The sequence below is a fragment of the Herbaspirillum sp. AP02 genome, assembly GCF_015767275.1.
Taxonomy (GTDB): Bacteria; Pseudomonadota; Gammaproteobacteria; order Burkholderiales; family Burkholderiaceae_D; genus Herbaspirillum.
Genome location: NZ_JADWMY010000001.1, coordinates 954,810 through 975,905, shown reverse-complemented (window position 1 = coordinate 975,905; position 21,096 = coordinate 954,810). Strand labels below are relative to the sequence as shown.

At 60.2% G+C, this 21,096-nt stretch carries 19 protein-coding genes; 17 read left to right on the top strand and 2 right to left on the bottom strand.

Translation table 11 applies throughout. From position 1 onward, the window contains the following. The first annotated feature begins 53 nt into the window (after positions 1–53). The 10 genes from nuoG to I5R65_RS04335 all read left to right on the top strand — a co-directional run bounded on the left by nuoG (position 54) and on the right by I5R65_RS04335 (position 11,501). Positions 54–2,381, top strand: a complete 2,328-nt coding sequence (nuoG, locus tag I5R65_RS04380; RefSeq protein ID WP_180667479.1) for an NADH-quinone oxidoreductase subunit NuoG — start codon at positions 54–56, stop codon at positions 2,379–2,381. 2 nt (positions 2,382–2,383) lie between these two features. Then, the gene (gene nuoH, locus I5R65_RS04375) at positions 2,384–3,454 is read left to right on the top strand and encodes an NADH-quinone oxidoreductase subunit NuoH (protein ID WP_180667481.1); all 1,071 of its coding nucleotides are present in this window, start codon (positions 2,384–2,386) and stop codon (positions 3,452–3,454) included. Positions 3,455–3,476: 22 nt separating this feature from the next. Then, the gene (gene nuoI / locus I5R65_RS04370) at positions 3,477–3,965 is read left to right on the top strand and encodes an NADH-quinone oxidoreductase subunit NuoI (protein ID WP_006712947.1); all 489 of its coding nucleotides are present in this window, start codon (positions 3,477–3,479) and stop codon (positions 3,963–3,965) included. A 135-nt stretch (positions 3,966–4,100) separates the two neighbouring features. Beyond that, positions 4,101–4,760 carry an NADH-quinone oxidoreductase subunit J gene (locus tag I5R65_RS04365; RefSeq protein WP_180667482.1) on the top strand — a complete coding sequence of 220 codons (660 nt, stop codon included), beginning with the start codon at positions 4,101–4,103 and terminating at the stop codon, positions 4,758–4,760. 18 nt (positions 4,761–4,778) lie between these two features. Beyond that, complete coding sequence (nuoK, locus tag I5R65_RS04360) at positions 4,779–5,087, top strand: NADH-quinone oxidoreductase subunit NuoK (protein WP_006712949.1); 309 nt, start codon at positions 4,779–4,781, stop codon at positions 5,085–5,087. 114 nt (positions 5,088–5,201) lie between these two features. Then, positions 5,202–7,301 carry an NADH-quinone oxidoreductase subunit L gene (gene nuoL, locus I5R65_RS04355; RefSeq protein WP_180667484.1) on the top strand — a complete coding sequence of 700 codons (2,100 nt, stop codon included), beginning with the start codon at positions 5,202–5,204 and terminating at the stop codon, positions 7,299–7,301. 22 nt (positions 7,302–7,323) lie between these two features. Then, positions 7,324–8,814, top strand: coding sequence for an NADH-quinone oxidoreductase subunit M (locus tag I5R65_RS04350; RefSeq protein WP_102664567.1), 1,491 nt, complete (start codon positions 7,324–7,326; stop codon positions 8,812–8,814). A 158-nt stretch (positions 8,815–8,972) separates the two neighbouring features. Beyond that, positions 8,973–10,481, top strand: coding sequence for an NADH-quinone oxidoreductase subunit NuoN (gene nuoN / locus I5R65_RS04345; protein WP_039876426.1), 1,509 nt, complete (start codon positions 8,973–8,975; stop codon positions 10,479–10,481). Positions 10,482–10,493: 12 nt separating this feature from the next. Then, positions 10,494–10,808, top strand: a complete 315-nt coding sequence (locus tag I5R65_RS04340) for a DUF2818 family protein (RefSeq protein WP_180667485.1) — start codon at positions 10,494–10,496, stop codon at positions 10,806–10,808. Between the two features lie 117 nt (positions 10,809–10,925). Further along, positions 10,926–11,501, top strand: coding sequence for an NUDIX domain-containing protein (locus tag I5R65_RS04335; protein ID WP_180667487.1), 576 nt, complete (start codon positions 10,926–10,928; stop codon positions 11,499–11,501). 73 nt (positions 11,502–11,574) lie between these two features. Here the strand turns inward: I5R65_RS04335 and I5R65_RS04330 are convergent, their stop codons facing one another. Continuing rightward, complete coding sequence (locus I5R65_RS04330) at positions 11,575–13,251, bottom strand: electron transfer flavoprotein-ubiquinone oxidoreductase (protein WP_180667488.1); 1,677 nt, start codon at positions 13,249–13,251, stop codon at positions 11,575–11,577. Positions 13,252–13,697: 446 nt separating this feature from the next. On the opposite strand from I5R65_RS04330, the gene I5R65_RS04325 reads away from it, so the two are divergent. The 6 genes from I5R65_RS04325 (at position 13,698) to I5R65_RS04300 (ending at position 20,191) form a co-directional block, all read left to right on the top strand. Further along, positions 13,698–14,123 (top strand): thioesterase family protein, encoded by a 426-nt coding sequence (locus I5R65_RS04325; protein WP_180667704.1) that lies wholly within the window; start codon positions 13,698–13,700, stop codon positions 14,121–14,123. A 159-nt stretch (positions 14,124–14,282) separates the two neighbouring features. After that, positions 14,283–15,434: an ABC transporter substrate-binding protein gene (locus I5R65_RS04320; RefSeq protein WP_180667490.1), complete on the top strand. Its 1,152-nt coding sequence runs from the start codon at positions 14,283–14,285 to the stop codon at positions 15,432–15,434. 171 nt (positions 15,435–15,605) lie between these two features. Then, positions 15,606–16,496: a branched-chain amino acid ABC transporter permease gene (locus I5R65_RS04315; protein WP_180667491.1), complete on the top strand. Its 891-nt coding sequence runs from the start codon at positions 15,606–15,608 to the stop codon at positions 16,494–16,496. A gap of 4 nt (positions 16,497–16,500) precedes the next feature. Beyond that, positions 16,501–18,468, top strand: coding sequence for an ATP-binding cassette domain-containing protein (locus tag I5R65_RS04310; RefSeq protein WP_180667493.1), 1,968 nt, complete (start codon positions 16,501–16,503; stop codon positions 18,466–18,468). Positions 18,469–18,470: 2 nt separating this feature from the next. Further along, complete coding sequence (locus I5R65_RS04305) at positions 18,471–19,199, top strand: ABC transporter ATP-binding protein (RefSeq protein WP_180667495.1); 729 nt, start codon at positions 18,471–18,473, stop codon at positions 19,197–19,199. 167 nt (positions 19,200–19,366) lie between these two features. Further along, positions 19,367–20,191: an alpha/beta fold hydrolase gene (locus I5R65_RS04300; protein WP_180667496.1), complete on the top strand. Its 825-nt coding sequence runs from the start codon at positions 19,367–19,369 to the stop codon at positions 20,189–20,191. Positions 20,192–20,208: 17 nt separating this feature from the next. Here the strand turns inward: I5R65_RS04300 and I5R65_RS04295 are convergent, their stop codons facing one another. Continuing rightward, positions 20,209–20,403 carry a hypothetical protein gene (locus tag I5R65_RS04295; protein ID WP_180667498.1) on the bottom strand — a complete coding sequence of 65 codons (195 nt, stop codon included), beginning with the start codon at positions 20,401–20,403 and terminating at the stop codon, positions 20,209–20,211. A gap of 57 nt (positions 20,404–20,460) precedes the next feature. Between I5R65_RS04295 and I5R65_RS04290 the strand changes: the two genes are divergently transcribed. Further along, positions 20,461–20,952, top strand: coding sequence for a helix-turn-helix domain-containing protein (locus I5R65_RS04290; protein ID WP_231395048.1), 492 nt, complete (start codon positions 20,461–20,463; stop codon positions 20,950–20,952). Positions 20,953–21,096 lie beyond the last annotated feature (144 nt).

Below are 21,096 nucleotides of genomic sequence, written 5' to 3'. Positions count from 1 at the left end.
TGAGCCTTCCGCCGGTATCGTTGGCAAAGAATATTTAGCTTGGGCAAACAGCCATGGTTGAAATCGAAATAGACGGCAAGAAGGTTGAAGTGCAGGAAGGCAGCATGGTCATGGACGCTGCCAACAAGATCGGCACGTACATCCCTCACTTCTGCTATCACAAGAAACTGTCCATCGCGGCCAACTGCCGCATGTGCCTGGTCGAGGTCGAAAAGGCCCCGAAGCCGCTGCCTGCCTGCGCCACGCCGGTGAACAACGGCATGATCGTGCGTACCGCCAGCGACAAGGCCGTCAAGGCCCAGAAGGGCGTGATGGAATTCCTCCTGATCAACCACCCGCTGGATTGCCCTATCTGCGACCAGGGTGGTGAGTGCCAGCTGCAGGATCTGGCCGTTGGTTACGGCGGTTCGTCCTCGCGCTACCAGGAAGAAAAGCGTGTCGTGGAGCCCAAGGACGTCGGTCCGCTGATCTCCATGAAGGAAATGAACCGCTGCATCCACTGCACCCGTTGCGTGCGCTTCGGCCAGGAAGTGGCCGGCGTGATGGAACTGGGCATGCTGGGTCGCGGTGAACATTCCGAGATCACCACCTTCGTCGGCAAGACCGTGGACTCCGAGCTGTCGGGCAACATGATCGATCTGTGCCCGGTCGGTGCGTTGACCTCCAAGCCGTTCCGCTACAGCGCCCGCACCTGGGAACTGTCGCGTCGCAAGTCGGTGAGTCCGCACGACAGCGTCGGCGCCAACCTGATCGTCCAGGTCAAGGGCGGCAAGGTCATGCGCGTGCTGCCCTTCGAGAACGAAGAGGTCAACGAGTGCTGGATCTCCGACAAGGACCGTTTCTCCTATGAGTCCCTGGACAGCGCCGAGCGCCTGACCAAGCCGATGCTGAAGCAGGATGGCAAGTGGCAGGAAGTGGACTGGCAGACCGCGCTGGAATACGTCGCCCACGGCCTGCGCAACATCCGTCATGAACACGGTGCCGATGCCATCGCCGCACTGGGTACCCCGTACTCCACGCTGGAAGAACTGAACCTGTTGCAGAAGGTGGTGCGCGGTGTCGGTTCGGACAACGTCGATTTCCGTCTGCGTCAGTCCGACTTCGCCCTGGATGGCCAGATCAAGCCGTGGCTGGGCATGTCCATCGTCGAGTTCTCGCAGTTGAACCGCGTCTTCGTGATCGGCTCCTTCCTGCGCAAGGATCACCCGTTGCTGTCGGCCCGCCTGCGCCAGTCCGTCAAGAGCGGTGCCAAGCTCAGCGTGCTGCACGCGACCGACGACGACCTGCTGATGCCGGTGGCCAACAAGATCATCGCCGCTCCTTCGGCATGGCTGTCCGCCCTCGCCGAAGTGGCCGTAGCCGTGGCAGAAGCCAAGGGCGTGGCCGCTCCCGCCGCCTACGCCGGCGTGAGCGCCTCGGACGCTGCCAAGGCCACTGCCGCCAGCCTGCTGTCGGGCGAAGGCCGCGCCGTGTTCCTGGGCAATGCCGCGGTCCAGCATCCGCAAGCTGCACAACTGCATGCCGCAGCCCAGTGGATCGCTGAACAGACCGGTGCCAAGCTGGGTGTGCTGACCGAAGGCGGCAACACCGTCGGTGGCTACCTGGCCAACGCCGTGCCGAGCCCGGGCAAGGGTGCCAACGCCGCTGCCGTGTTCGCACAGCCGCGCAAGGCCTACCTGCTCCTCAACGCCGAGCCGGAACTGGACAGCTACAACCCGCAAGCCGCACGTGCTGCCCTGAACCAGGCCGAGATGGTCGTGGTCATGTCGGCCTTCAAGCATGGCGCCGACTACGCCGACGTGCTGCTGCCGATCGCTCCGTTCACCGAAACCTCCGGTACCTTCGTCAACGCCGAAGGCCGTGCACAAAGCTTCAACGGTACCGTCAAGCCGGCCGGCGATGCACGTCCGGGCTGGAAGGTCCTGCGCGTGCTGGGTAACCTGCTGGAACTGGAAAACTTCGACTACGAGACTTCCGAATCCATCCGCGACGAACTGCTGGGCAAGGAAACCGACCTGTCGGCCCGCCTGAACAACATCGCCGCCGTGCAGGTGCAGGCGGTCGCTGCGACCAGCGGTGACGTGGAGCGCGTGGCTGACGTACCCATCTACTTCGCCGATGCCGTTGCCCGTCGTTCCGCACCGCTGCTGGAAACCCGTGATGGCCAGGCGCCCAAGGCATGGTTGTCCGCTGCACTGGCGGCCAAGCTGGGCGTGGCCGAAGGTGATCAGGTCAAGGTCAAGCAAGGCTCCGGCAGCGCTGCGCTGACTGCAGCCATTGATAAGAAACTGCCGGAAAACGTGGTTCGCGTCGCTGCTGCGCACGCCGCCACCGCTGCACTGGGCGGCATGTTTGGCGCAATCGTCGTGGAGAAAGCGTAAAAATGGATCACCTGATCGCCCAAATCAATAACGTAGGCCCGGCCTACCTGGGTCCGACCCTGTTCACCCTGGTGTGGACCCTGGTCAAGATCCTGGTGGTGCTGGTGCCGCTGCTGGTCTGCGTGGCCTACATGACCTACTGGGAGCGTAAGCTGATCGGCTGGATGCACGTGCGTCTGGGCCCGAACCGCGTCGGCCCGGCCGGCCTGCTGCAGCCCATCGCTGACGCCGTCAAGCTGATCTTCAAGGAAATCTCGACTCCGTCCAAGGCCAACAAGGCGCTGTTCTACCTGGCACCGGTGATGACCATCATGCCGGCGCTGGCCGCCTGGGCCGTGGTGCCGTTCTCGCCCGAGCATGTGCTGGCCAACGTCAACGCCGGCCTGCTGTATCTGATGGCAATCACCTCGATGGAAGTCTACGGCATCATCATCGCCGGCTGGGCCTCCAACTCGAAGTACGCCTTCCTGGGTGCGATGCGCGCCTCGGCACAGATGGTGTCCTACGAAATCTCCATGGGCTTCTGCCTGGTGGTGGTGCTGATGGTCTCGGGCAGCCTGAACATGACTGACATCGTCATGGGCCAGACTACCGGTCATTTCGCCAGCATGGGTCTGAACTTCCTGTCCTGGAACTGGCTGCCGCTGCTGCCGATCTTCGTGATCTACTTCGTTTCCGGCGTGGCCGAGACCAACCGTCACCCGTTCGACGTGGTGGAAGGTGAGTCCGAAATCGTGGCCGGTCACATGATCGAATACTCGGGCATGTCCTTCGCCATGTTCTTCCTGGCCGAATATGCCGCGATGATCCTGATCTCGATCCTGACCGCACTGCTGTTCTTCGGCGGCTGGTCGGCTCCGATATCGGCGCTGGACTTCATCCCGGGCTGGATCTGGCTGGGCTTGAAGACCTTCTTCTTCCTGTCGATGTACGTGTGGATCCGCGCATCGTTCCCGCGCTACCGCTATGACCAGATCATGCGTCTGGGCTGGAAAGTGTTCATTCCTCTGACCCTGGTGTGGCTGGTGGTCGTGGCGATCTGGATTCAGTCGCCCTGGAATATCTGGAAATAAGTTGGAAGGCTGAGGCTAAAAAATGGAAGCTATTAAGGATTTTTTCGGCAGCCTGATGCTCAGGGAACTGTTCAAGGGCCTGGCCCTGACCGGTCGCTACCTGTTCAAGCGCAAGATTACGGTGCAGTTTCCCGAGGAAAAGACGCCGATGTCGCCGCGTTTCCGTGGTCTGCACGCACTGCGTCGCTACCCCAACGGTGAAGAACGTTGCATCGCCTGCAAATTGTGCGAAGCGGTCTGCCCGGCGATGGCCATCACCATCGAATCCGAGCAGCGTGCCGACGGTACCCGTCGCACCAGCCGCTATGACATCGACCTGACCAAGTGCATCTTCTGCGGTTTCTGCGAAGAGTCCTGCCCGGTCGACTCGATCGTCGAAACGCACATCCTGGAATACCACGGTGAAAAGCGGGGCGACCTGTACTACACCAAGGAAATGCTGCTGGCAGTGGGCGACCGTTACGAAAACGAAATCGCCGCGGCCCGCGCCGCCGATGCCGCCTACCGTTGATCGGGACTGCCGGGCTACCAGTGGGCGGCCGGGCAGGGTGGTGGAAGGTTCGCAGGAAATTGTTGGATGTATTGCGATGGGATGGCCGCAGCTGTGGTCCCCGTGCTGATTGAATGAACCAACTTCTGGTTGATTATGGAATTTAAAACTGTCTTGTTCTACGTGTTCGCGGTGATCCTGGTGATTGCCGCCGTACGCGTCATCACGGCCCGCAACCCGGTGCATGCCGCACTGTTCCTGGTGCTGTCCTTCTTCTCGGCAGCCGGTCTCTGGATGCTGCTCAAGGCCGAGTTCCTGGCCATTGTGCTGGTGCTGGTCTACGTTGGCGCGGTCATGGTGCTGTTCCTGTTCGTGGTGATGATGCTGGATATCAACATGGACAAGTTGCGCGAAGGCTTCTGGGGTTACTTCCCGCTGGCAGCCACCATCGGCGTGATCATCGTGCTGGAGATGGCCGCGGTCCTGCTGCGCAGCTTCTGGGTTTCCGAATCGCAGGTGCCGGCCGCGTCCGACACGCTGGGCCAGACCAAGCCGCTGGGCAAACTGATCTTCACCGAATATGTGTACGCCTTTGAAATCGCTGCCGTGATCCTGCTGGTGGCCATCGTTGCCGCGGTTGCACTGACTCTGCGCAAGCGCAAGGACAGCAAGTATTTCGACCCGGCCCAGGCAGTCAAGGTCAAGGCATCGGACCGCGTGCGTCTGGTCAGCATGCCTGCCGAATCCACTCGCAACGCGCCGGCCGCTGATGCTGCCGTCGTGGCCGACAAACCGGCCGCCGGTCAACAATCTTAAGAAGGGCGAACAAGAATCATGGCAATCACGCTCTCCCACTACCTGATCATCGGCGCGATCCTGTTTGCGATCTCGATCGTCGGTATTTTCCTGAACCGCAAGAACATCATCGTGCTGCTGATGGCAATCGAACTGATGCTGCTGGCGGTCAACATGAACTTCATTGCTTTCTCGCATTACCTCGGTGACGCGGGCGGACAGATCTTCGTGTTCTTCATCCTGACCGTGGCCGCGGCTGAATCCGCGATCGGTCTGGCGATTCTGGTGGTGCTGTTCCGTAACCTGGATACCATCAACGTGGAAGACCTCGATAGCCTCAAGGGCTGAGTCGGCATCCGCAGCGTCCTGTTTTTGCGTTCTGGTTTGGATTTCATTTAAAGATGGGAGGCCCCGTGCAGCACATGGTGCAGGCGGGGCAGCCAATAAGCGATAAGGTTCATCATGGCTGGGCAACTTAACCCACATCTTCTTCTAGCTGTACCCCTGGCGCCGTTGGCAGGCTCGGCCATCGCCGGCCTGCTGGGTACCAAATTCTTCGGCAACGTGGTTGGTCGCAAGGTGTCGCATACCGTGACTATCCTCGGCGTGCTGATCGCCGCCATTATCTCCATCCAGACCCTGCTTGCAGTGCTGGACGGCGCGACCTACAACGGTACGCTGTACAACTGGATGACGGTGGCAGGTCTCAAGCTGGAGATCGGCTTCATGGTCGACAGCCTGACGGCGATGATGATGTGTGTGGTCACCTTCGTGTCGCTGATGGTGCATATCTACACCATCGGCTACATGGCCGAGGATGAAGGCTACAACCGCTTCTTCTCCTATATTTCGCTGTTCACCTTCTCCATGCTCATGCTGGTCATGAGCAACAACTTCCTGCAACTGTTCTTCGGTTGGGAAGCGGTGGGCCTGGTGTCCTACCTGCTGATCGGTTTCTGGTATACCCGTCCGACGGCCATCAAGGCCAACATGAAGGCCTTCCTGGTCAACCGTGTCGGCGACTTCGGCTTCATCCTGGGTATCGGCCTGCTGCTGGCGTATGCCGGTTCGATGAACTACAACGAAGTCTTCGCCAAGCGCGCCGAACTGGCTACGCTGACCTTGCCGGGCACCGACTGGATGCTGCTCACCGTGGCCTGCATCTGCCTGTTCGTGGGTGCGATGGGTAAATCGGCGCAGTTCCCGCTGCACGTCTGGCTGCCGGACTCGATGGAAGGCCCGACCCCGATTTCCGCGCTGATCCACGCTGCGACCATGGTGACGGCCGGTATCTTCATGGTCACCCGCATGTCGCCGCTGTTCGAGCTGTCCGATACGGCACTGTCCTTCATCCTGGTGATCGGCGCCATCACGGCGCTGTTCATGGGCTTCCTGGGCACCATGCAGAATGACATCAAGCGCGTCGTGGCTTACTCCACGCTGTCGCAGCTGGGTTACATGACCGTCGCGCTGGGTGCGTCGGCCTATTCGGTGGCGGTGTTCCACCTGATGACCCACGCTTTCTTCAAGGCTCTGCTGTTCCTGGGTGCCGGTTCGGTCATCATCGGCATGCACCACGACCAGGACATGCGCAACATGGGCGGCCTGCGCAAGTACATGCCCATCACCTGGATCACTTCGCTGCTGGGTTCGCTGGCCCTGATCGGTACGCCGTTCTTCTCCGGTTTCTACTCGAAGGATTCGATCATCGAAGCCGCGGCCGAATCGCACCTGCCGGGTTCGGGTTTCGCCTACTTCGCGGTGCTGGCCAGCGTCTTCGTGACCGCCTTCTACTCGTTCCGCATGTACTTCATGGTCTTCCATGGCAAGGAGCGTTTCGGCCAGGCCCATGCGCATGATGATCACCATGCCCCGGCTGCCGCCCACGGCGTGCATGACGACCATGCTCATGATGCGCATGATGCCCATGACGATCACGGTCACGACGAACATCACCATGGTCTGGCGCCGGGTCAGAAGCCGCACGAGTCGCCGCTGGTGGTGACCCTGCCGCTGATCCTGCTGGCCATCCCCTCGGTCATCGTCGGTTTCTTCGCGATCTCGCCGATGCTGTATGGCGACTTCTTCAAGGGCGTGATCTTCTTCGGTGAAAACCACAAGGTCATGGAAGAGCTGGCCCACGAATACCACGGCCCGGTGGCCATGGTGCTGCACGCCTTCACCAGCGCCCCGCTGTGGCTGGCCATTGCAGGTGTGGCGGTGGCCTACTACTGCTACATGATCAATCCGCGTGTTCCGGCCTGGTTCAAGGAAAAGTTCAGCGTCATCTACACCATCCTGGACAACAAGTACTACATGGACAAGTTCAACGAAGTCGTCTTTGCCGGCGGTGCTCGTCTGCTGGGCAACGGCCTGTCCACCGTGGGCGACCGCGGCCTGATCGACGGCCTGCTCGTCAACGGCAGCGCCAAGGTCGTCGGCTGGTTCTCGAAATTCACGCGTCTCTGGCAGTCCGGTTACATCTATCACTATGCATTCGTGATGATCATCGGGGTGCTGGGTTTCCTGGTGTGGTTCATGCCGTTCCCGTTCGCCAAATAAGCTGTCCGAGTCAATAACAACCATGATGCAGTCAACATTTCCCATCCTGAGCGTCGCGATCTGGGTTCCGATCGTCTTCGGCATACTCGTCCTGGCATTGGGCCGCGACAGCAATCCGGCGCTGAGCCGCTGGCTGGCGTTGTTCGGCTCGCTGGTCGGCCTGGTCGTGACTTTCCCTCTGATCCAGCATTTCGATCCGCTGGCGCACGGTTACCAGTTCGTCGAAAAGACGCCCTGGATCGACCGCTTCAATATCAGCTACTTCCTCGGCCTGGACGGTATCTCGCTGTGGTTCGTGCCGCTGACCGCCTTCATCACGGTCATCGTGGTGCTGGCCGGCTGGGTGGTGATCCAGAAGCGCGTCGCCCAGTACATGGGTGCCTTCCTGATCCTCTCGGGCATCATGATCGGCGTCTTCTCCTCGCTGGATGCGATGCTGTTCTACGCCTTCTTCGAAGCGACCCTGATCCCGATGTTCATCATCGTGGGCGTCTGGGGCGGTGACAACCGCGTGTATGCAGCCTTCAAGCTGTTCCTGTACACGCTGCTGGGTTCGCTCTTGATGCTGATCGCGCTGATCTACCTGTACTACGTGTCCGGTGGCAGCTTCGAGATCCCGACCTGGCATCAGGTGCCACTGTCGATGCTGGAGCAGAAGATCCTGTTCTTCGCCTTCCTGGCCGCCTTCGCCGTGAAGGTGCCGATGTGGCCGGTACACACCTGGCTGCCGGATGCCCACGTGCAGGCGCCGACCGGCGGCTCCATCGTGCTGGCGGCGATCATGCTGAAGCTGGGTGCCTACGGTTTCCTGCGTTTCTCGCTGCCGATCCTGCCTGACGCCAGCCATGCGCTGTCCGGCTTCATGATCTTCCTGTCGCTGGTGGCCGTGATCTACATCGGTCTGGTGGCGCTGGTGCAGCAGGACATGAAGAAGCTGGTGGCCTATTCGTCGATCGCCCACATGGGCTTCGTCACCCTGGGCTTCTTCATGTTCAACGACATGGCAGTGCAGGGCGGCATCGTGCAGATGATCTCGCACGGCTTCGTCTCCGGCGCCATGTTCATGTGTATCGGCGTGCTGTACGACCAGATGCATACCCGTGAGATTTCGCAGTACGGTGGTGTGGTCAACAAGATGCCGCGCTTCGCCTTCTTCTTCATCCTGTTCTCGCTGGCCAACTGCGGCCTACCGGCCACCTCCGGTTTCGTCGGCGAATTCATGGTGATCCTGGGTGCGGTGAAGTTCAACTTCTGGATCGGCCTGCTGGCGGCCACCGCCCTGATCCTGGGTGCGGCCTACTCGTTGTGGCTGGCCAAGCGCGTCATCTTCGGCGCCGTGACCAACCACCACGTGGCCGAGCTGGTCGATGTGAATGCCCGCGAGTTCTTCATCCTGGGTCTGCTGGCCATCGCTACCCTGGTCATGGGTATCTATCCCGGCATCATCACCGACAGCATCCAGACTTCGGTGACCGACCTGTTGAAGCACGTGGCGGTCTCCAAGATCAACTGATCTGTGCAACAAAGATGTGAAGGGCGGGGCGCTCGCGTCCCGCCAGCCAGAAAGCTGGGCAACAACGAGTAACGAGACGAGCCGGTGTGACATTGCCGGTCGGGCGGCGCGACCGGAAGTCGCGACACAAGCGGGCGAACACAAGCGGTAGTAACTAAATGAATAACATGAATCTGATCCCTGTCTATCCGGAAATATTTCTGCTGATCGCGACTTCCGCGATCCTGCTGATCGATATGTTCCTGCCGGAAAGCAAGCGCGTCATCACCTATCTGCTGTCCCTGGCGGCACTGGTGGTGTGTGCGGTATTGACCTTTGTCGATCTCAACAGCGGCGCGACGGTCTACACGTTCAACAACATGTTCGTGTCCGATCCGCTGGCCAACCTGTTGAAGCTGTTCACCTACCTGGGTGTCGGTGTGACGTTGATCTACTCGCGCCAGTACAACACCGCACGCGGCATCACCGGTGGCATGCTGGGTGGCGAATACTATGCCCTGGCGCTGTTCGCCCTGCTGGGACAGATGGTCATGATTTCCGGCAACAGTTTCCTGTCCATCTACCTGGGCCTGGAACTGATGTCGCTGTCGCTGTACGCGCTGGTGGCTCTGCGTCGTGACCACGCCGCTTCCACCGAAGCCGGCATGAAGTATTTCATCCTGGGTGCACTGGCTTCGGGCTTCCTGCTGTACGGCATGTCCATGCTCTACGGTGCGACCGGTGGCGCGCTGGAATTGAACGAAGTGTTCCGTGCCATCGTCTCCGGTACCGTCGACCGCACCCCGCTGGTGTTCGGCATCGTGTTCGTGGTGGCTGGCCTGGCCTTCAAGCTGGGTGCCGTTCCCTTCCACATGTGGGTGCCGGACGTCTACCAGGGTTCGCCGACTCCCGTGACCCTGCTGCTGGGTGCCGCGCCCAAGCTGGCCACCTTCGCCATTACCTTCCGTCTGCTGGTCGAAGGCATGCTGCCGCTGGCCGTGGACTGGCAGCAGATGCTGATGGTGCTGGCCGTGCTGTCCATCATCCTGGGTAACGTCACCGCCATCGCGCAGACCAACATCAAGCGCATGCTGGCGTACTCGACCATTTCGCACATGGGCTTCATGCTGCTGGGTATGATGTCCGGCGTGGTCGATGGCAACCTGTTCTCGGCCGTGAACGCCTACAGCTCGTCGCTGTTCTATGCGGTGACCTATGTGATCACCACCCTGGGTTCGTTCGGCGTGATCATCCTGCTGTCGCGCTCCGGTTTCGAGGCCGATACCCTGGAGGACTTCAAGGGTCTGAATCAGCGTAGCCCCTGGTTTGCTGCCGTGATGATGATCATGATGTTCTCGCTGGCAGGTATTCCTCCGCTGGTGGGCTTCTACGCCAAGCTGTCGGTGCTGCAGGCCGCCATGGCCACCGGCCAGATCTGGCTGCCGGTGCTGGCCGTGATCTTCTCGCTGATCGGTGCCTTCTACTACATCCGCGTGGTCAAGGTCATGTACTTCGATGAGCCGACCGATACCGCCAAGATCGTCGCCACACCGGAAATGCGCGTGGTGCTGAGCTTGAACGGTATCGCTGCCCTGGCCATCGGCCTGTGGCCGGGTCACCTGATGGATGCCTGCACCAATGCCATCGTCAGCACGCTGGCGACCTTCCTCAGCAAGGTTGTCGCGTAAGGAAGCGGGGAAATGAACGTTTCCCTGTTCAGCTGGATCGTGATCCTGTTGGCCGCCTTCGCGGCCAATTTGCCTTTCTTCAACCAGCAACTGTTCGGTCTGATTCCGCTCAAGCGCGAAGTCGCCTGGGTCAAGCCGGTCTGGGTGCGTCTGCTTGAACTGGTGGCGCTGTATTTCGGCGTCGGCATCGTTGCGCATTTCCTGGAAGCAGGCATCGGCAACGTGTTTTCGCAGGGCTGGGAATTCTATGCCATCACCGGCTGTCTGTTCCTGGTGTTGGCCTATCCTGGTTACGTGATGCGCTACCTGCGCAAGCAGCACGCCTGAACCTGCCAGCAAGAGGCGTCGATCCAGGATCGGCGCCTTTTTTTCATGGCCGCCGCCATCCTCGCTCGGTCAGCTACGCTGCACCCCATCCCATCACTTTCACACCACGCTCACATCATGGACGCCCATCTCAAAGAGACGCAGAAAGACAGCCACCGGGTCTACGAAGGTCATTTCCTCAAGGTCCAGAAGGACACCATCGTGCTGCCCGATGGCAAGGAAAGTACCCGCGAATACATCAAGCATCCTGGTGCCGTGACGGTGCTGCCCTTGTTCGATGACGGCAGCGTGCTGATGGAGCGCCAGTTCCGTTACCCGCTGGATCGGGTATTCATCGAAGTCCCGGCCGGGAAGATCGATCCGGGCGAAGACACGCTGGAGTGCGCCAAGCGCGAGCTCAAGGAAGAGACCGGCTACACGGCCACCGACTGGCAATACGTCTGCACCATTCACAATGCCATCGCCTATTCTGACGAACATCTGGTGCTTTATCTCGCACGTGGACTGAAGGAAGGGGAGCGCGAGCTGGATGAGGGCGAGTTCCTGGATGTCTACAAGGCGCCGCTTGCCGATTTGCTGGAACAGGTGCGCAACGGCCAGATCACCGACGTCAAGACGGTCATCGGCCTGTTCTGGCTGGAGAAGATCGTCAGCGGAAGTTGGACGCCACCCCAGCGGCCGGCCGGCATCTGACGTCGGCGACATGCAAAAAGCCGCATCCTGGGATGCGGCTTTTGTCGTTATGGGGCAGGGCGCTTACGGGCGCTTACATGCCCGAATAGTTCGGCCCGCCGCCGCCTTCAGGCGTGACCCAGACGATGTTCTGGGTCGGGTCCTTGATATCGCAGGTCTTGCAGTGCACGCAGTTCTGGGCATTGATCTGCAGTCGGTCGGTATGGTCTTCGTTCTTGACGAACTCATAGACACCTGCCGGGCAGTAGCGCGCCTCAGGGCCAGCGTATTTGGCCAGGTTGATCTGCACCGGCACGGCCTTGTCCTTCAGCGTCAGGTGCGCCGGCTGGTCTTCACCATGGTTGGTATTGGAGATGAACACCGAGGACAGACGATCAAAGGTCAGCTTGCCATCCGGCTTGGGGTAGGCGATCGGGGCAAAGTCCGAGGCCGGACGCAGGCACTCGTGGTCGGCATGTGTGTGTCGCAGGGTCCAGGGCGCCTTGCCGCCGAACACCACCTGATCGATACCCACCAGCAGCGTACCGGCCACCAGGCCCTTGCTCATCGAGGGCTTGAAGTTGCGGGCCTTGTGCAGTTCCTCCTTCAGCCACGAGGCCTCAAAGGTGGCCGGATAGGCTGCGAGTTCGTCGCCCTGGCGGTTCTCGCTCAGAGCATTGAACGCCGCATCGGCTGCCAGCATGCCGCTCTTGATCGCCGCATGGCTGCCCTTGATGCGCGAGGCATTGAGGAAGCCGGCATCGCAACCCAGTAGCGCGCCACCGGGGAAGACCAGCTTGGGCAAGGATTGCACGCCGCCGGCGGTGATGGCGCGCGCGCCGTAGGAGAGGCGTTTGCCGCCTTCCAGGAACTTGCGGATTTCAGGGTGCGTCTTGTAGCGCTGGAATTCCTCGAACGGCGACAGGTAAGGATTCTGGTAGGCCAGGCCGACCACGTAGCCCACGGCCACCTGGTTGTTGTCCAGGTGATAGAGGAAGGAGCCACCGTAGGTATCATTGGCCAGCGGCCAGCCGGCGGTGTGGATTACCAGGCCGGGCTGGTGGACTTCCGGCTTTACTTCCCACAGTTCCTTGATGCCGATGGCATAGGTCTGTGGATCGCGGCCGGCGTCCAGTTTGTACTTGGCGATCAGTTGCTTGCCCAGGTGACCGCGCGCACCTTCGGCGAAGAAGGTGTACTTGGCGTGCAACTCCATGCCCAGCTGGAATTCGGGGCCGGGTTCGCCTTCCTTGTTGATGCCCATGTTGCCGGTGGCGACGCCCTTGACCGAGCCATCGTCGTTGTAGAGGACCTCGGCAGCAGGGAAGCCCGGGAAGATTTCCACGCCCAGCGCTTCGGCCTGCTGGCCCAGCCAGCGCGTGACGTTGGACAGCGAGATCACGTAGTTGCCGTGGTTCTGGAAACAGGAGGGCAACAGCCAGTTCGGGGTCTTGTAGGCCTTGTCGGCGGAGAGGAACAGGAAGCGGTCCTCGGTCACCGGCGTGTTCAGCGGCGCGCCTTGCTCCTTCCAGTCCGGGACCAGTTCGCTCAGCGCGCGGGGATCCATGACAGCGCCTGAGAGGATGTGGGCACCGATTTCGCTGCCTTTTTCCAGTACGCAGACCGCGACTTCACGATTTTGCTGGGCGGCCAGTTGCTTGAGGCGGATCGCCGCGGACAGGCCCGCCGGGCCTCCGCCGACGATGACCACGTCGTATTCCATGGATTCGCGTGGGCCGTATTGTGCGAGCAAGTCTTGAGAAGAAGTCATGGGTGTCCCGTGTTATGTGAACTGCCTGTTTTCGAACGATCGTGCTATTGTTAAGTATTTCGCGATGAAACGCTAGAGGGACGGCGGTAATTCGTTGAATTTATTCGCATCACTGCCGTCAGGTCTGAAACAATGCGCGATGCGCGGCGCTTCATGCAGCCTAATCGCCGGCCGGCGGAGTTTTCCAGAATGCCGCGTATTTTATTGGATTTTGTCCATCTGACTCATACCGTATTGGCGCCAGCCTATAACCTGCGCTTATGTCGTCGATGGTAAGTGGCTCATCCATGGCGTAAAGCGTCTCAGGATGAATGCGTAATGACTCCGGAATGAATCGCAAATCCCGGTTTTCTGAGCAGCATTTGGCGGCGCAGAGGCGACAAGATTTGGCCGTCCTCATGAAAAAAATTTCAGTCATCGATGAATCAAACCGAAAAGGATCACCAATGAGCAGTCAGGAAAGCAGCGTAGCGAAACCCCTCTTCGTTTCGCGTCAGAGCATTCGTTGGGGCGACATGGATGCGTTCGGTCACGTCAACAATACCGTCTACTTCCGCTTCATGGAGCAATGCCGTATCGAGTGGCTGGAAGAGGTCTTCGGCCCCACCATTGCGGGCGAAGAGGGCCCGGTGATCGTCAACGCCCACTGCAATTTCCGGCGCCAGATGAAGTATCCCGCCACCATCGAGGTGCACATGCTGGGTGGACAACTGGGACGTACGAGTGTGGAAACTACGTATGTCATCCGCGACGCCGCCGATGATCAGATCATTTATGCTGACGGTGCCGCAAAAATAGTCTGGGTCGATTTCAAAAAAGAAAAGTCCACTGCCATGCCTGACAAGCTGCGACAGCTCCTGACAGGCTTGTAAGTTTGGCGCAAGGTAACTGCGACAGAATCGCCCCGACACTCCCGCAAGGAATCGCCATAGAGCGAAGGGAGCGGAGAATTCGTTTCACACGGAGCGGGTTCAAAAAGTGCTAGGCCCGTCACCGATGTGCTAGCCGACAATTACATTCTGGAGGATGACATGACATACAAGACCCAAGCCTTTGTTGCTGCCGCCCTGATGACGCTTGCGCTGTCGTCGCAGGCCGCTGATCCGATCAAGATCGGCGTTTCCGGTCCCTACACCGGTGGCTCCGCCCCGATGGGCGTGTCCATGCGCGATGGCGTGAAGCTGGCCGTGGCCGAGATCAATGCTGCCGGTGGCCTGCTGGGTCGCCAGATCCAGCTGATCGAGCGCGATGATGAAGCCAAGAACGAGCGCGGCGTGCAGATCGCCCAGGAACTGATCAACAAGGAAAAGGTGGTTGCCACCGTCGGTTTCATCAACACCGGCGTGGCCCTGGCCTCGCAACGCTTCTACCAGGAAGCCAAGATCCCCGTGATCAACAACGTGGCCACCGGCACCGTGATCACCAAGCAGTTCGAGAAGGAAAAGGATAACTACGTCTTCCGCACCTCCGCTGCCGACAAGATCCAGGCAAAGATGATCGCCGACGAGGCGGTCGACAAGCAGAAGCTGTCGAAGGTCGCCATCCTGGCCGACTCCACCAACTACGGCCAGCTCGGTCGTGAAGATCTGGAAAAGGTCCTGTCCGACAAGAAGGTCACCCCGGTGGCCGTCGAAAAGTACAACATCAAGGACGTGGACATGACAGCCCAGTTGCTCAAGTCCAAGCAGGGCGGCGCCCAGGCCGTGCTGACCTACGGCATCGGCCCCGAACTGGCGCAGATCGCCAACGGCATGGAAAAGCTGAACTGGCACGTGCCCATCATCGGCAGCTGGCCGCTGTCCATGGGTAACTTCATTGACAACTCCGGCAAGAACGGCAATGGTGCCCGCATGCCGCAAACCTTCATCCAGGACGGTACTACGCCCAAGCGCAAGGCCTTCATCGAGGCTTACCAGAAGGCCTACAAGGTCGATCGCATGCCCTCGGCCGTGTCCGCTGCCCAAGGCTACGACTCGATCCTGCTGCTGGCTGCCGCCATCAAGCAGGCCGGCACCACTGATGGCGACAAGGTCCGCGCTGCACTGGAAAGCCTCAACACCAAGGTCGAAGGCGTGGTCACCACCTACGACAAGCCGTTCACCCACGACGATCACGAAGCCATCAAGCCGGGCATGGTCGTGATGGGCGAGGTCAAGAACGGCCGCGTCATCCTCGGCAAATAAGACTCGACTCGCTTCACGCACTGTAGTCGAAGAGGCCAGTCCTTGCGATCCGGGGGCTGGCCTTTTTTACACGATCTGTTGACGAATTCCTAACGGTCCGCCCCGTCGGTGCCGCGGCTTCGTCGCAGCTCTACGCCGCCACCCGGCGGTAGCCGCTTCTTGGGAAACACAATGGACATCCTCTTACAACTGGTCTTCTCCGGGATCGCGCTCGGCATGATCTATGCCGTGATCGCCTTCGGTTACCAACTGACCTTCGCCACGTCCGGCACGCTCAACTTTGGTCAGGGTGAAGCCCTGATGCTGGGCGCGCTGGTGGGCCTGTCGGTCGTGGGCAATATCCACGGCGGACCTTATCTCAACTACTGGCTGATGATCCCCATCGTGCTGGTGTTCGGCGCGCTGCAAGGCATGTTCGTCGAATGGATTGGCGTGCGGCCGGCCATCAAGATCAAGTCCGAATTCGGCTGGATCATGTCCACCATCGCACTGGCCATCATCTTCAAGAACGTTGCTGAAAACATCTGGGGCAAGGATGACCTGCCGTTCCCCTCGCCGATCTCCGGTACGCCGTTCCAGATCATGGGCGCCAACGTGCAGCCGATGCAGGTGCTGGTGGTGGTGGGCGCATTGCTGATCATGGCTGCCGTTGAGCTCTTCAACCGCAAGTCGATCTACGGCAAGGCGGTGGTGGCCACGTCCAATGACCGCGATGCCGCGGGCCTGATGGGTATCAACACCAGCATGGTGATCACCTTCTCTTACGCGCTGTCGTCGGCCACTGCGGCCTTTGCCGGCGTATTGGTGGCACCGCTGACCTTGACCGGCGCCACCATGGGTGCAGCACTGGGCCTGAAGGCGTTTGCGGTGGCCATCATCGGTGGCCTCACCTCGGGCATGGGCGCCATCGTCGGTGGCCTCATCCTGGGCGTGGCCGAGACCTTGACCGGCTTCTACATCTCGACCGGCTACAAGGAAGTTCCGGGACTGGTACTGCTGCTGTTGGTACTGGCGGTGAAACCTGCAGGCCTGTTCGGCAAAACTGCGATCAAGAAGGTCTGAAGCGATGAACAAGAAAATCCTGCTGCTGTCCTTGCTGGGTATGGCCGCACTGGGCGGCATTCCCATGGTGGTGCACAACCCGTATTACCTGCACCTGATCGAAACCATCCTCATCTATGCCATCCTGCTGTTCGGGCTGGACATCGTGGTCGGCTACACCGGCCAGGTCTCGCTGGGGCATGCCGGCCTGTTCGGCATCGGCTCCTACGCCGCCGGCGTGCTGTTCTTCAAGCTGGGCATGCCCATCTTCGTGACCCTTCCGGCCGCCATCGGGGTGACGGCCGTGTTCGGTGCGATCCTGGCATTGCCTGCGTTGCGGGTGACCGGCCCTTACCTGGCCATGGTCACGCTGGCATTCGGCACCATCATCCAGATCCTGATCAACGAGATGACCTTCCTTACCGAAGGTCCCATGGGCATCAAGCTGCAGAAGCCCATGATCGGCGGCGAGAAGATGAGCGAAGTGCAGTTCTTCTATCTGGTGGCGATCCTGATGGTGCTGTCCATGATCGTGGTGCATCGCATTCTCAAGTCCAATCTCGGTCGTGCTTTCCAGGCATTGCGTGATAGCCCGATCGCATCGGACTGCATGGGCGTGTCGGTGTATCGCTACAAGGTCTATGCCTTCATCATCAGCGCCGCGCTGGCGGGGCTGTCGGGCGCGTTGTATGCGTATTCGGAGGAGTACATCTCACCCAATACCTACAACTTCGAGCTGACCATCCTGTTCCTGCTGGCAGTGATCATGGGCGGACGCAAGTCGCGCATCGGCTCGCTCATCGGCGCGCTGATCGTGGTGATGCTGCCGAGCCTGTTGTCCGATATTGCGCTGTTCCGCCAGATCGCTACCGTGCTTGCGGTCATCGTGGTGGTAGGCGCAGGCGCGCAGCTGGCAAAGAAGACCAAGACCTTGCGCGGCGTCGCCGTGCCGGTGGTGGCGACCATTGCCATGGCAGCCTTCTCCTACAAGCTGGAAAACATCACCGACTGGCGCCTGACGATCTTCGGCCTGATGACCCTGTTCGTCGTGTACTACCTGCAGGACGGCATTGTCGGCTTCTGCCGCAGCCTGTTTGGTCGCCTCTTGACCAAGCATGTGCCCGTGGCGCAGCAGATCGCCGGCGACAAGGAGCGTGCCGTCATCACGACCGATTCGGTCAAGGACGAGGGGGCGACGCTGTTGAAGGTCAATCAGATCCTGATGCAGTTCGGGGGCCTCAAGGCGCTCAACCGCGTGGACCTGGATGTGCGCAAAGGAACCGTGCACGGCCTGATCGGCCCCAATGGCTCCGGCAAGAGCACCATGATGAACGTGCTCACCGGCATCTATCGTCCCACCGATGGTACGGTCGAATACGACGGGCGCCAGATCTCCGGCAATACGCCCTCGATCATCGCCCTGGGTGGCGTGGCGCGGACTTTCCAGAACGTGCAGCTGTTCGGTGAAATGACGGCTACTGAAAACGTGCTGGTCGGCTTGCATCACACCTTCAACAGCAATGTGGTCGATGTGATGGTCAATACGCCCCGGTATGTGCGGGAAGAGCAGGCTGCCCGCGAGCGCGCGGCTGCCATCCTGGAGTTCGTCGGCCTGGCCAATCTGGCCAATGAAGAGGCGCGCAATCTGCCTTACGGCAAGCAGCGTCTGCTGGAAATCGGTCGTGCCCTGGGCCTCAATCCAAGTCTGTTGCTGCTGGACGAACCGGCTGCCGGCCTGACCGCGCCCGACATCAAGGAACTCATTGCCATCATCCGCAAGATCCGCGAAGCCGGCATCACCATCATCCTGATCGAACACCACATGGACGTGGTCATGTCGATCTGCGATACCGTCACCGTGCTCGACTTCGGCCAGAAGATCGCCGAAGGCAAGCCGGCCCAGGTGCAAGCTGACCCCAAGGTCATCGAAGCCTACCTCGGCAGTGGCGCAGGCGATGCCCATGACAACACATCCAGCCCCGCGGGAGCCTGAACATGCTGACTATTTCCAATCTGCACGCTGCCTACGGCAAGGTCGAGGTGCTGCATGGCATTTCGATGGACGTGCCCAAGGGCAAGGTGGTGACCTTGATCGGCTCCAACGGCGCCGGCAAGACCACCACCATGCGCGCCATCTCCGGGATGATCAAGCCCAAAGGCGGGGAGGTCACGCTGGGTGGCAAGAACATCACCGGCCTCGATTCTCACCGGATCGCCCGTTTCGGCCTGGCCCATTCGCCGGAAGGACGGCGCGTGTTCGCCACCATGAGCGTGGCCGACAACTTGCTCTTGGGTGCTTTTCCACGCTTCACCCGGGCCCGTCCCAAGGGTGATATCGCTCATGATCTGGAACGGGCGCTGGAGCTGTTCCCACGCCTGAAGGAAAGGCAGACCCAGCTGGCTGGCACGCTCTCGGGGGGGGAGCAGCAGATGCTGGCCATGGCGCGCGCCGTGATGTTGAATCCGGAGGTGATCCTGCTGGACGAGCCGTCGATGGGCCTGGCGCCTATTCTGGTCGATGAGGTTTTCCGCATCATCTCGCGACTCAAGGAGCAGGGCGTGACCATGCTGCTGGTCGAGCAGTTTGCGGCAGCCGCGCTCAATGTTGCGGATTACGGTTATGTGTTGGAGAATGGCAAGATCTCTGTCCATGGACCTGCCGACAAGCTGCAGAACGACCCGGCAGTCAAGGCCGCCTACCTGGGCGGCGGAGCGCATCATTGACAAGAGCCGCAGTGGACGCGGCATCGACGATGCGCCCATCGTGATATTTGGGCTCGCACGTCGCAATGGCTGACAGCGTGTCCGGTATATTAAGGGGGAGGCATACCTCTTGAGGGCTGATTAAGGCGCATCCTTGGGTGCGCCTTTTCTTTTGCGAGGGAAACGACGTGAACGCACCGCAACAATGCACGGTCCGGATCGACGATATCGTTCTGCAGGCCTGCCTGTGGGGTGTGCCCAAGCCGGATCGTCCAACCATCGTGTTGATGCACGAGTCGTTGGGCGGGCTGGCCTTGTGGCGGGATTTCCCGGCGCAATTGTCGGCACGCCTCGGCTGTGCTGTTGTTGCCTATGATCGTTACGGCTTCGGTCACTCGGCCGCGCGCCACGACCGCCTGTCAGCCGATTTCATCGCTACCGAGGCCCGCCCGTGGCTGGCGGCGGTGTTACAGCAGTTGGAGCTGGCAAAAGTGGTGTTATTCGGTCACAGCGTCGGCGGCGGCATGGCAATCTCGGCCGCGCCCCAGTTGCCGCGTCAGGTGGTGGCCGTCATCACGGAATCGGCGCAGGCCTTTGTGGAAGAGCGCACGTTGCAAGGCATACGCGCGGCGCGCGACAACTTTGCCGATCCGGCCCAGGTCTTGCGCCTGGCGAAGTACCATGGAAACGATCTCCAGAAAGCGCGCTGGGTACTGGATGCCTGGATCGACACCTGGCTTGATCCAGGTTTTGCTGACTGGTCCCTGGATGCGGCCCTGGCCTGCGTGCAATGCCCGATTCTGGCCCTGCATGGCGACCGCGATGAATTCGGATCGCTGGCGCATCCGCATCGCATCGCGGGCCCCACTGGGGAAGTGGGGGCAGCCCGTGAATGCCTGGTGCTATCGCAGTGTGGCCACGTCCCTCACCGGGAGCAGCCGGAGCAGGTTTTACAGGCCGTCTCCGATTTTCTCCAGCGCCGGGTGTGGGGGTGTTCCTCGCTGAGGGTGTAGCTGCCTGGAGGTCGGTGTCATTGCTCGTCCAGATCGCACTGGAACGCAATCAGGCCTCGCAAGTACATTAGCCGAATGAACAGTGCCCTGGAGCGGTAAGTTTGTGCCGCAAAGTGGTTGGCCTCGTCCAGTTCGGCCTTGGTAAGTCGAAAATTCACCAGACGTGCCGACGCATTTGCGGGCTTGCGTTCGGTTTGTTGCTTGCCTGCCATAAGATGTCTCCTGGCTTATTGATTCGAGAGAAACATTCTAGGAGAGGTCGTTTTCAGATGTCATCGAATAAAACTGAATATTTGACAATACTTGGCGATCGGTTGGCGAAAGAGCGCAGCCGCTGTGGCCACACCCAGAAATCCGTGGCCGACGAACTGGCGATCACCGCCCGCACCCAGATCAAGTACGAGATCGGTGAAACAGCGCCGGATGCCTACTACCTGCATGGTCTGGTGGCCATCGGCATTGATGTCACCTATGTGTTGACCGGCACGCGTGGCGTTCTCCCGACGCCGCAGGAGAGCGAACTGATTTCCTGCTATCGCAACGTCGACGCGGCCACCCGTAATGTGCTGGTGCAGCTACTGCAAGGAATGGCGCGCATGTCGCTGGCGACCCGGAAGAAACGTGATTTCTATGCTGTCCAGGACGTCAAGCGTGGCAAGCCCGGTCGAAGGAAATCACTTCCTTCAACTGCGCCCAAGATCGATGAGGGCGGCGATGCCGGCGTTCCGAAATCGGGGCCGGACCGGATGGATGGACGATGAAATGAAATACAAGAGGTAAATCTGTGCCGAGCGATATCGGCTTTGGGAAAGGCCTGGAATGTCTGTGGTAGCTGCAAGAACGTCGTTCACATTCATCTTCGTCAATACCGGGCTGACCTGACTTTTGGTCTTGGATTTTTATTT

What these genes read in the sequence shown, in the direction of transcription:
- nuoG (WP_180667479.1), top strand. Translation starts at nt 54, where the DNA reads ATGGTTGAAATCGAAATAGACGGCAAGAAGGTTGAAGTGCAGGAAGGC.
- nuoH (WP_180667481.1), top strand. Translation starts at nt 2,384, where the DNA reads ATGGATCACCTGATCGCCCAAATCAATAACGTAGGCCCGGCCTACCTG.
- nuoI (WP_006712947.1), top strand. Translation starts at nt 3,477, where the DNA reads ATGGAAGCTATTAAGGATTTTTTCGGCAGCCTGATGCTCAGGGAACTG.
- I5R65_RS04365 (WP_180667482.1), top strand. Translation starts at nt 4,101, where the DNA reads ATGGAATTTAAAACTGTCTTGTTCTACGTGTTCGCGGTGATCCTGGTG.
- nuoK (WP_006712949.1), top strand. Translation starts at nt 4,779, where the DNA reads ATGGCAATCACGCTCTCCCACTACCTGATCATCGGCGCGATCCTGTTT.
- nuoL (WP_180667484.1), top strand. Translation starts at nt 5,202, where the DNA reads ATGGCTGGGCAACTTAACCCACATCTTCTTCTAGCTGTACCCCTGGCG.
- I5R65_RS04350 (WP_102664567.1), top strand. Translation starts at nt 7,324, where the DNA reads ATGATGCAGTCAACATTTCCCATCCTGAGCGTCGCGATCTGGGTTCCG.
- nuoN (WP_039876426.1), top strand. Translation starts at nt 8,973, where the DNA reads ATGAATAACATGAATCTGATCCCTGTCTATCCGGAAATATTTCTGCTG.
- I5R65_RS04340 (WP_180667485.1), top strand. Translation starts at nt 10,494, where the DNA reads ATGAACGTTTCCCTGTTCAGCTGGATCGTGATCCTGTTGGCCGCCTTC.
- I5R65_RS04335 (WP_180667487.1), top strand. Translation starts at nt 10,926, where the DNA reads ATGGACGCCCATCTCAAAGAGACGCAGAAAGACAGCCACCGGGTCTAC.
- I5R65_RS04330 (WP_180667488.1), bottom strand. Translation starts at nt 13,251, where the DNA reads ATGACTTCTTCTCAAGACTTGCTCGCACAATACGGCCCACGCGAATCC.
- I5R65_RS04325 (WP_180667704.1), top strand. Translation starts at nt 13,698, where the DNA reads ATGAGCAGTCAGGAAAGCAGCGTAGCGAAACCCCTCTTCGTTTCGCGT.
- I5R65_RS04320 (WP_180667490.1), top strand. Translation starts at nt 14,283, where the DNA reads ATGACATACAAGACCCAAGCCTTTGTTGCTGCCGCCCTGATGACGCTT.
- I5R65_RS04315 (WP_180667491.1), top strand. Translation starts at nt 15,606, where the DNA reads ATGGACATCCTCTTACAACTGGTCTTCTCCGGGATCGCGCTCGGCATG.
- I5R65_RS04310 (WP_180667493.1), top strand. Translation starts at nt 16,501, where the DNA reads ATGAACAAGAAAATCCTGCTGCTGTCCTTGCTGGGTATGGCCGCACTG.
- I5R65_RS04305 (WP_180667495.1), top strand. Translation starts at nt 18,471, where the DNA reads ATGCTGACTATTTCCAATCTGCACGCTGCCTACGGCAAGGTCGAGGTG.
- I5R65_RS04295 (WP_180667498.1), bottom strand. Translation starts at nt 20,403, where the DNA reads ATGGCAGGCAAGCAACAAACCGAACGCAAGCCCGCAAATGCGTCGGCA.
- I5R65_RS04290 (WP_231395048.1), top strand. Translation starts at nt 20,461, where the DNA reads ATGTCATCGAATAAAACTGAATATTTGACAATACTTGGCGATCGGTTG.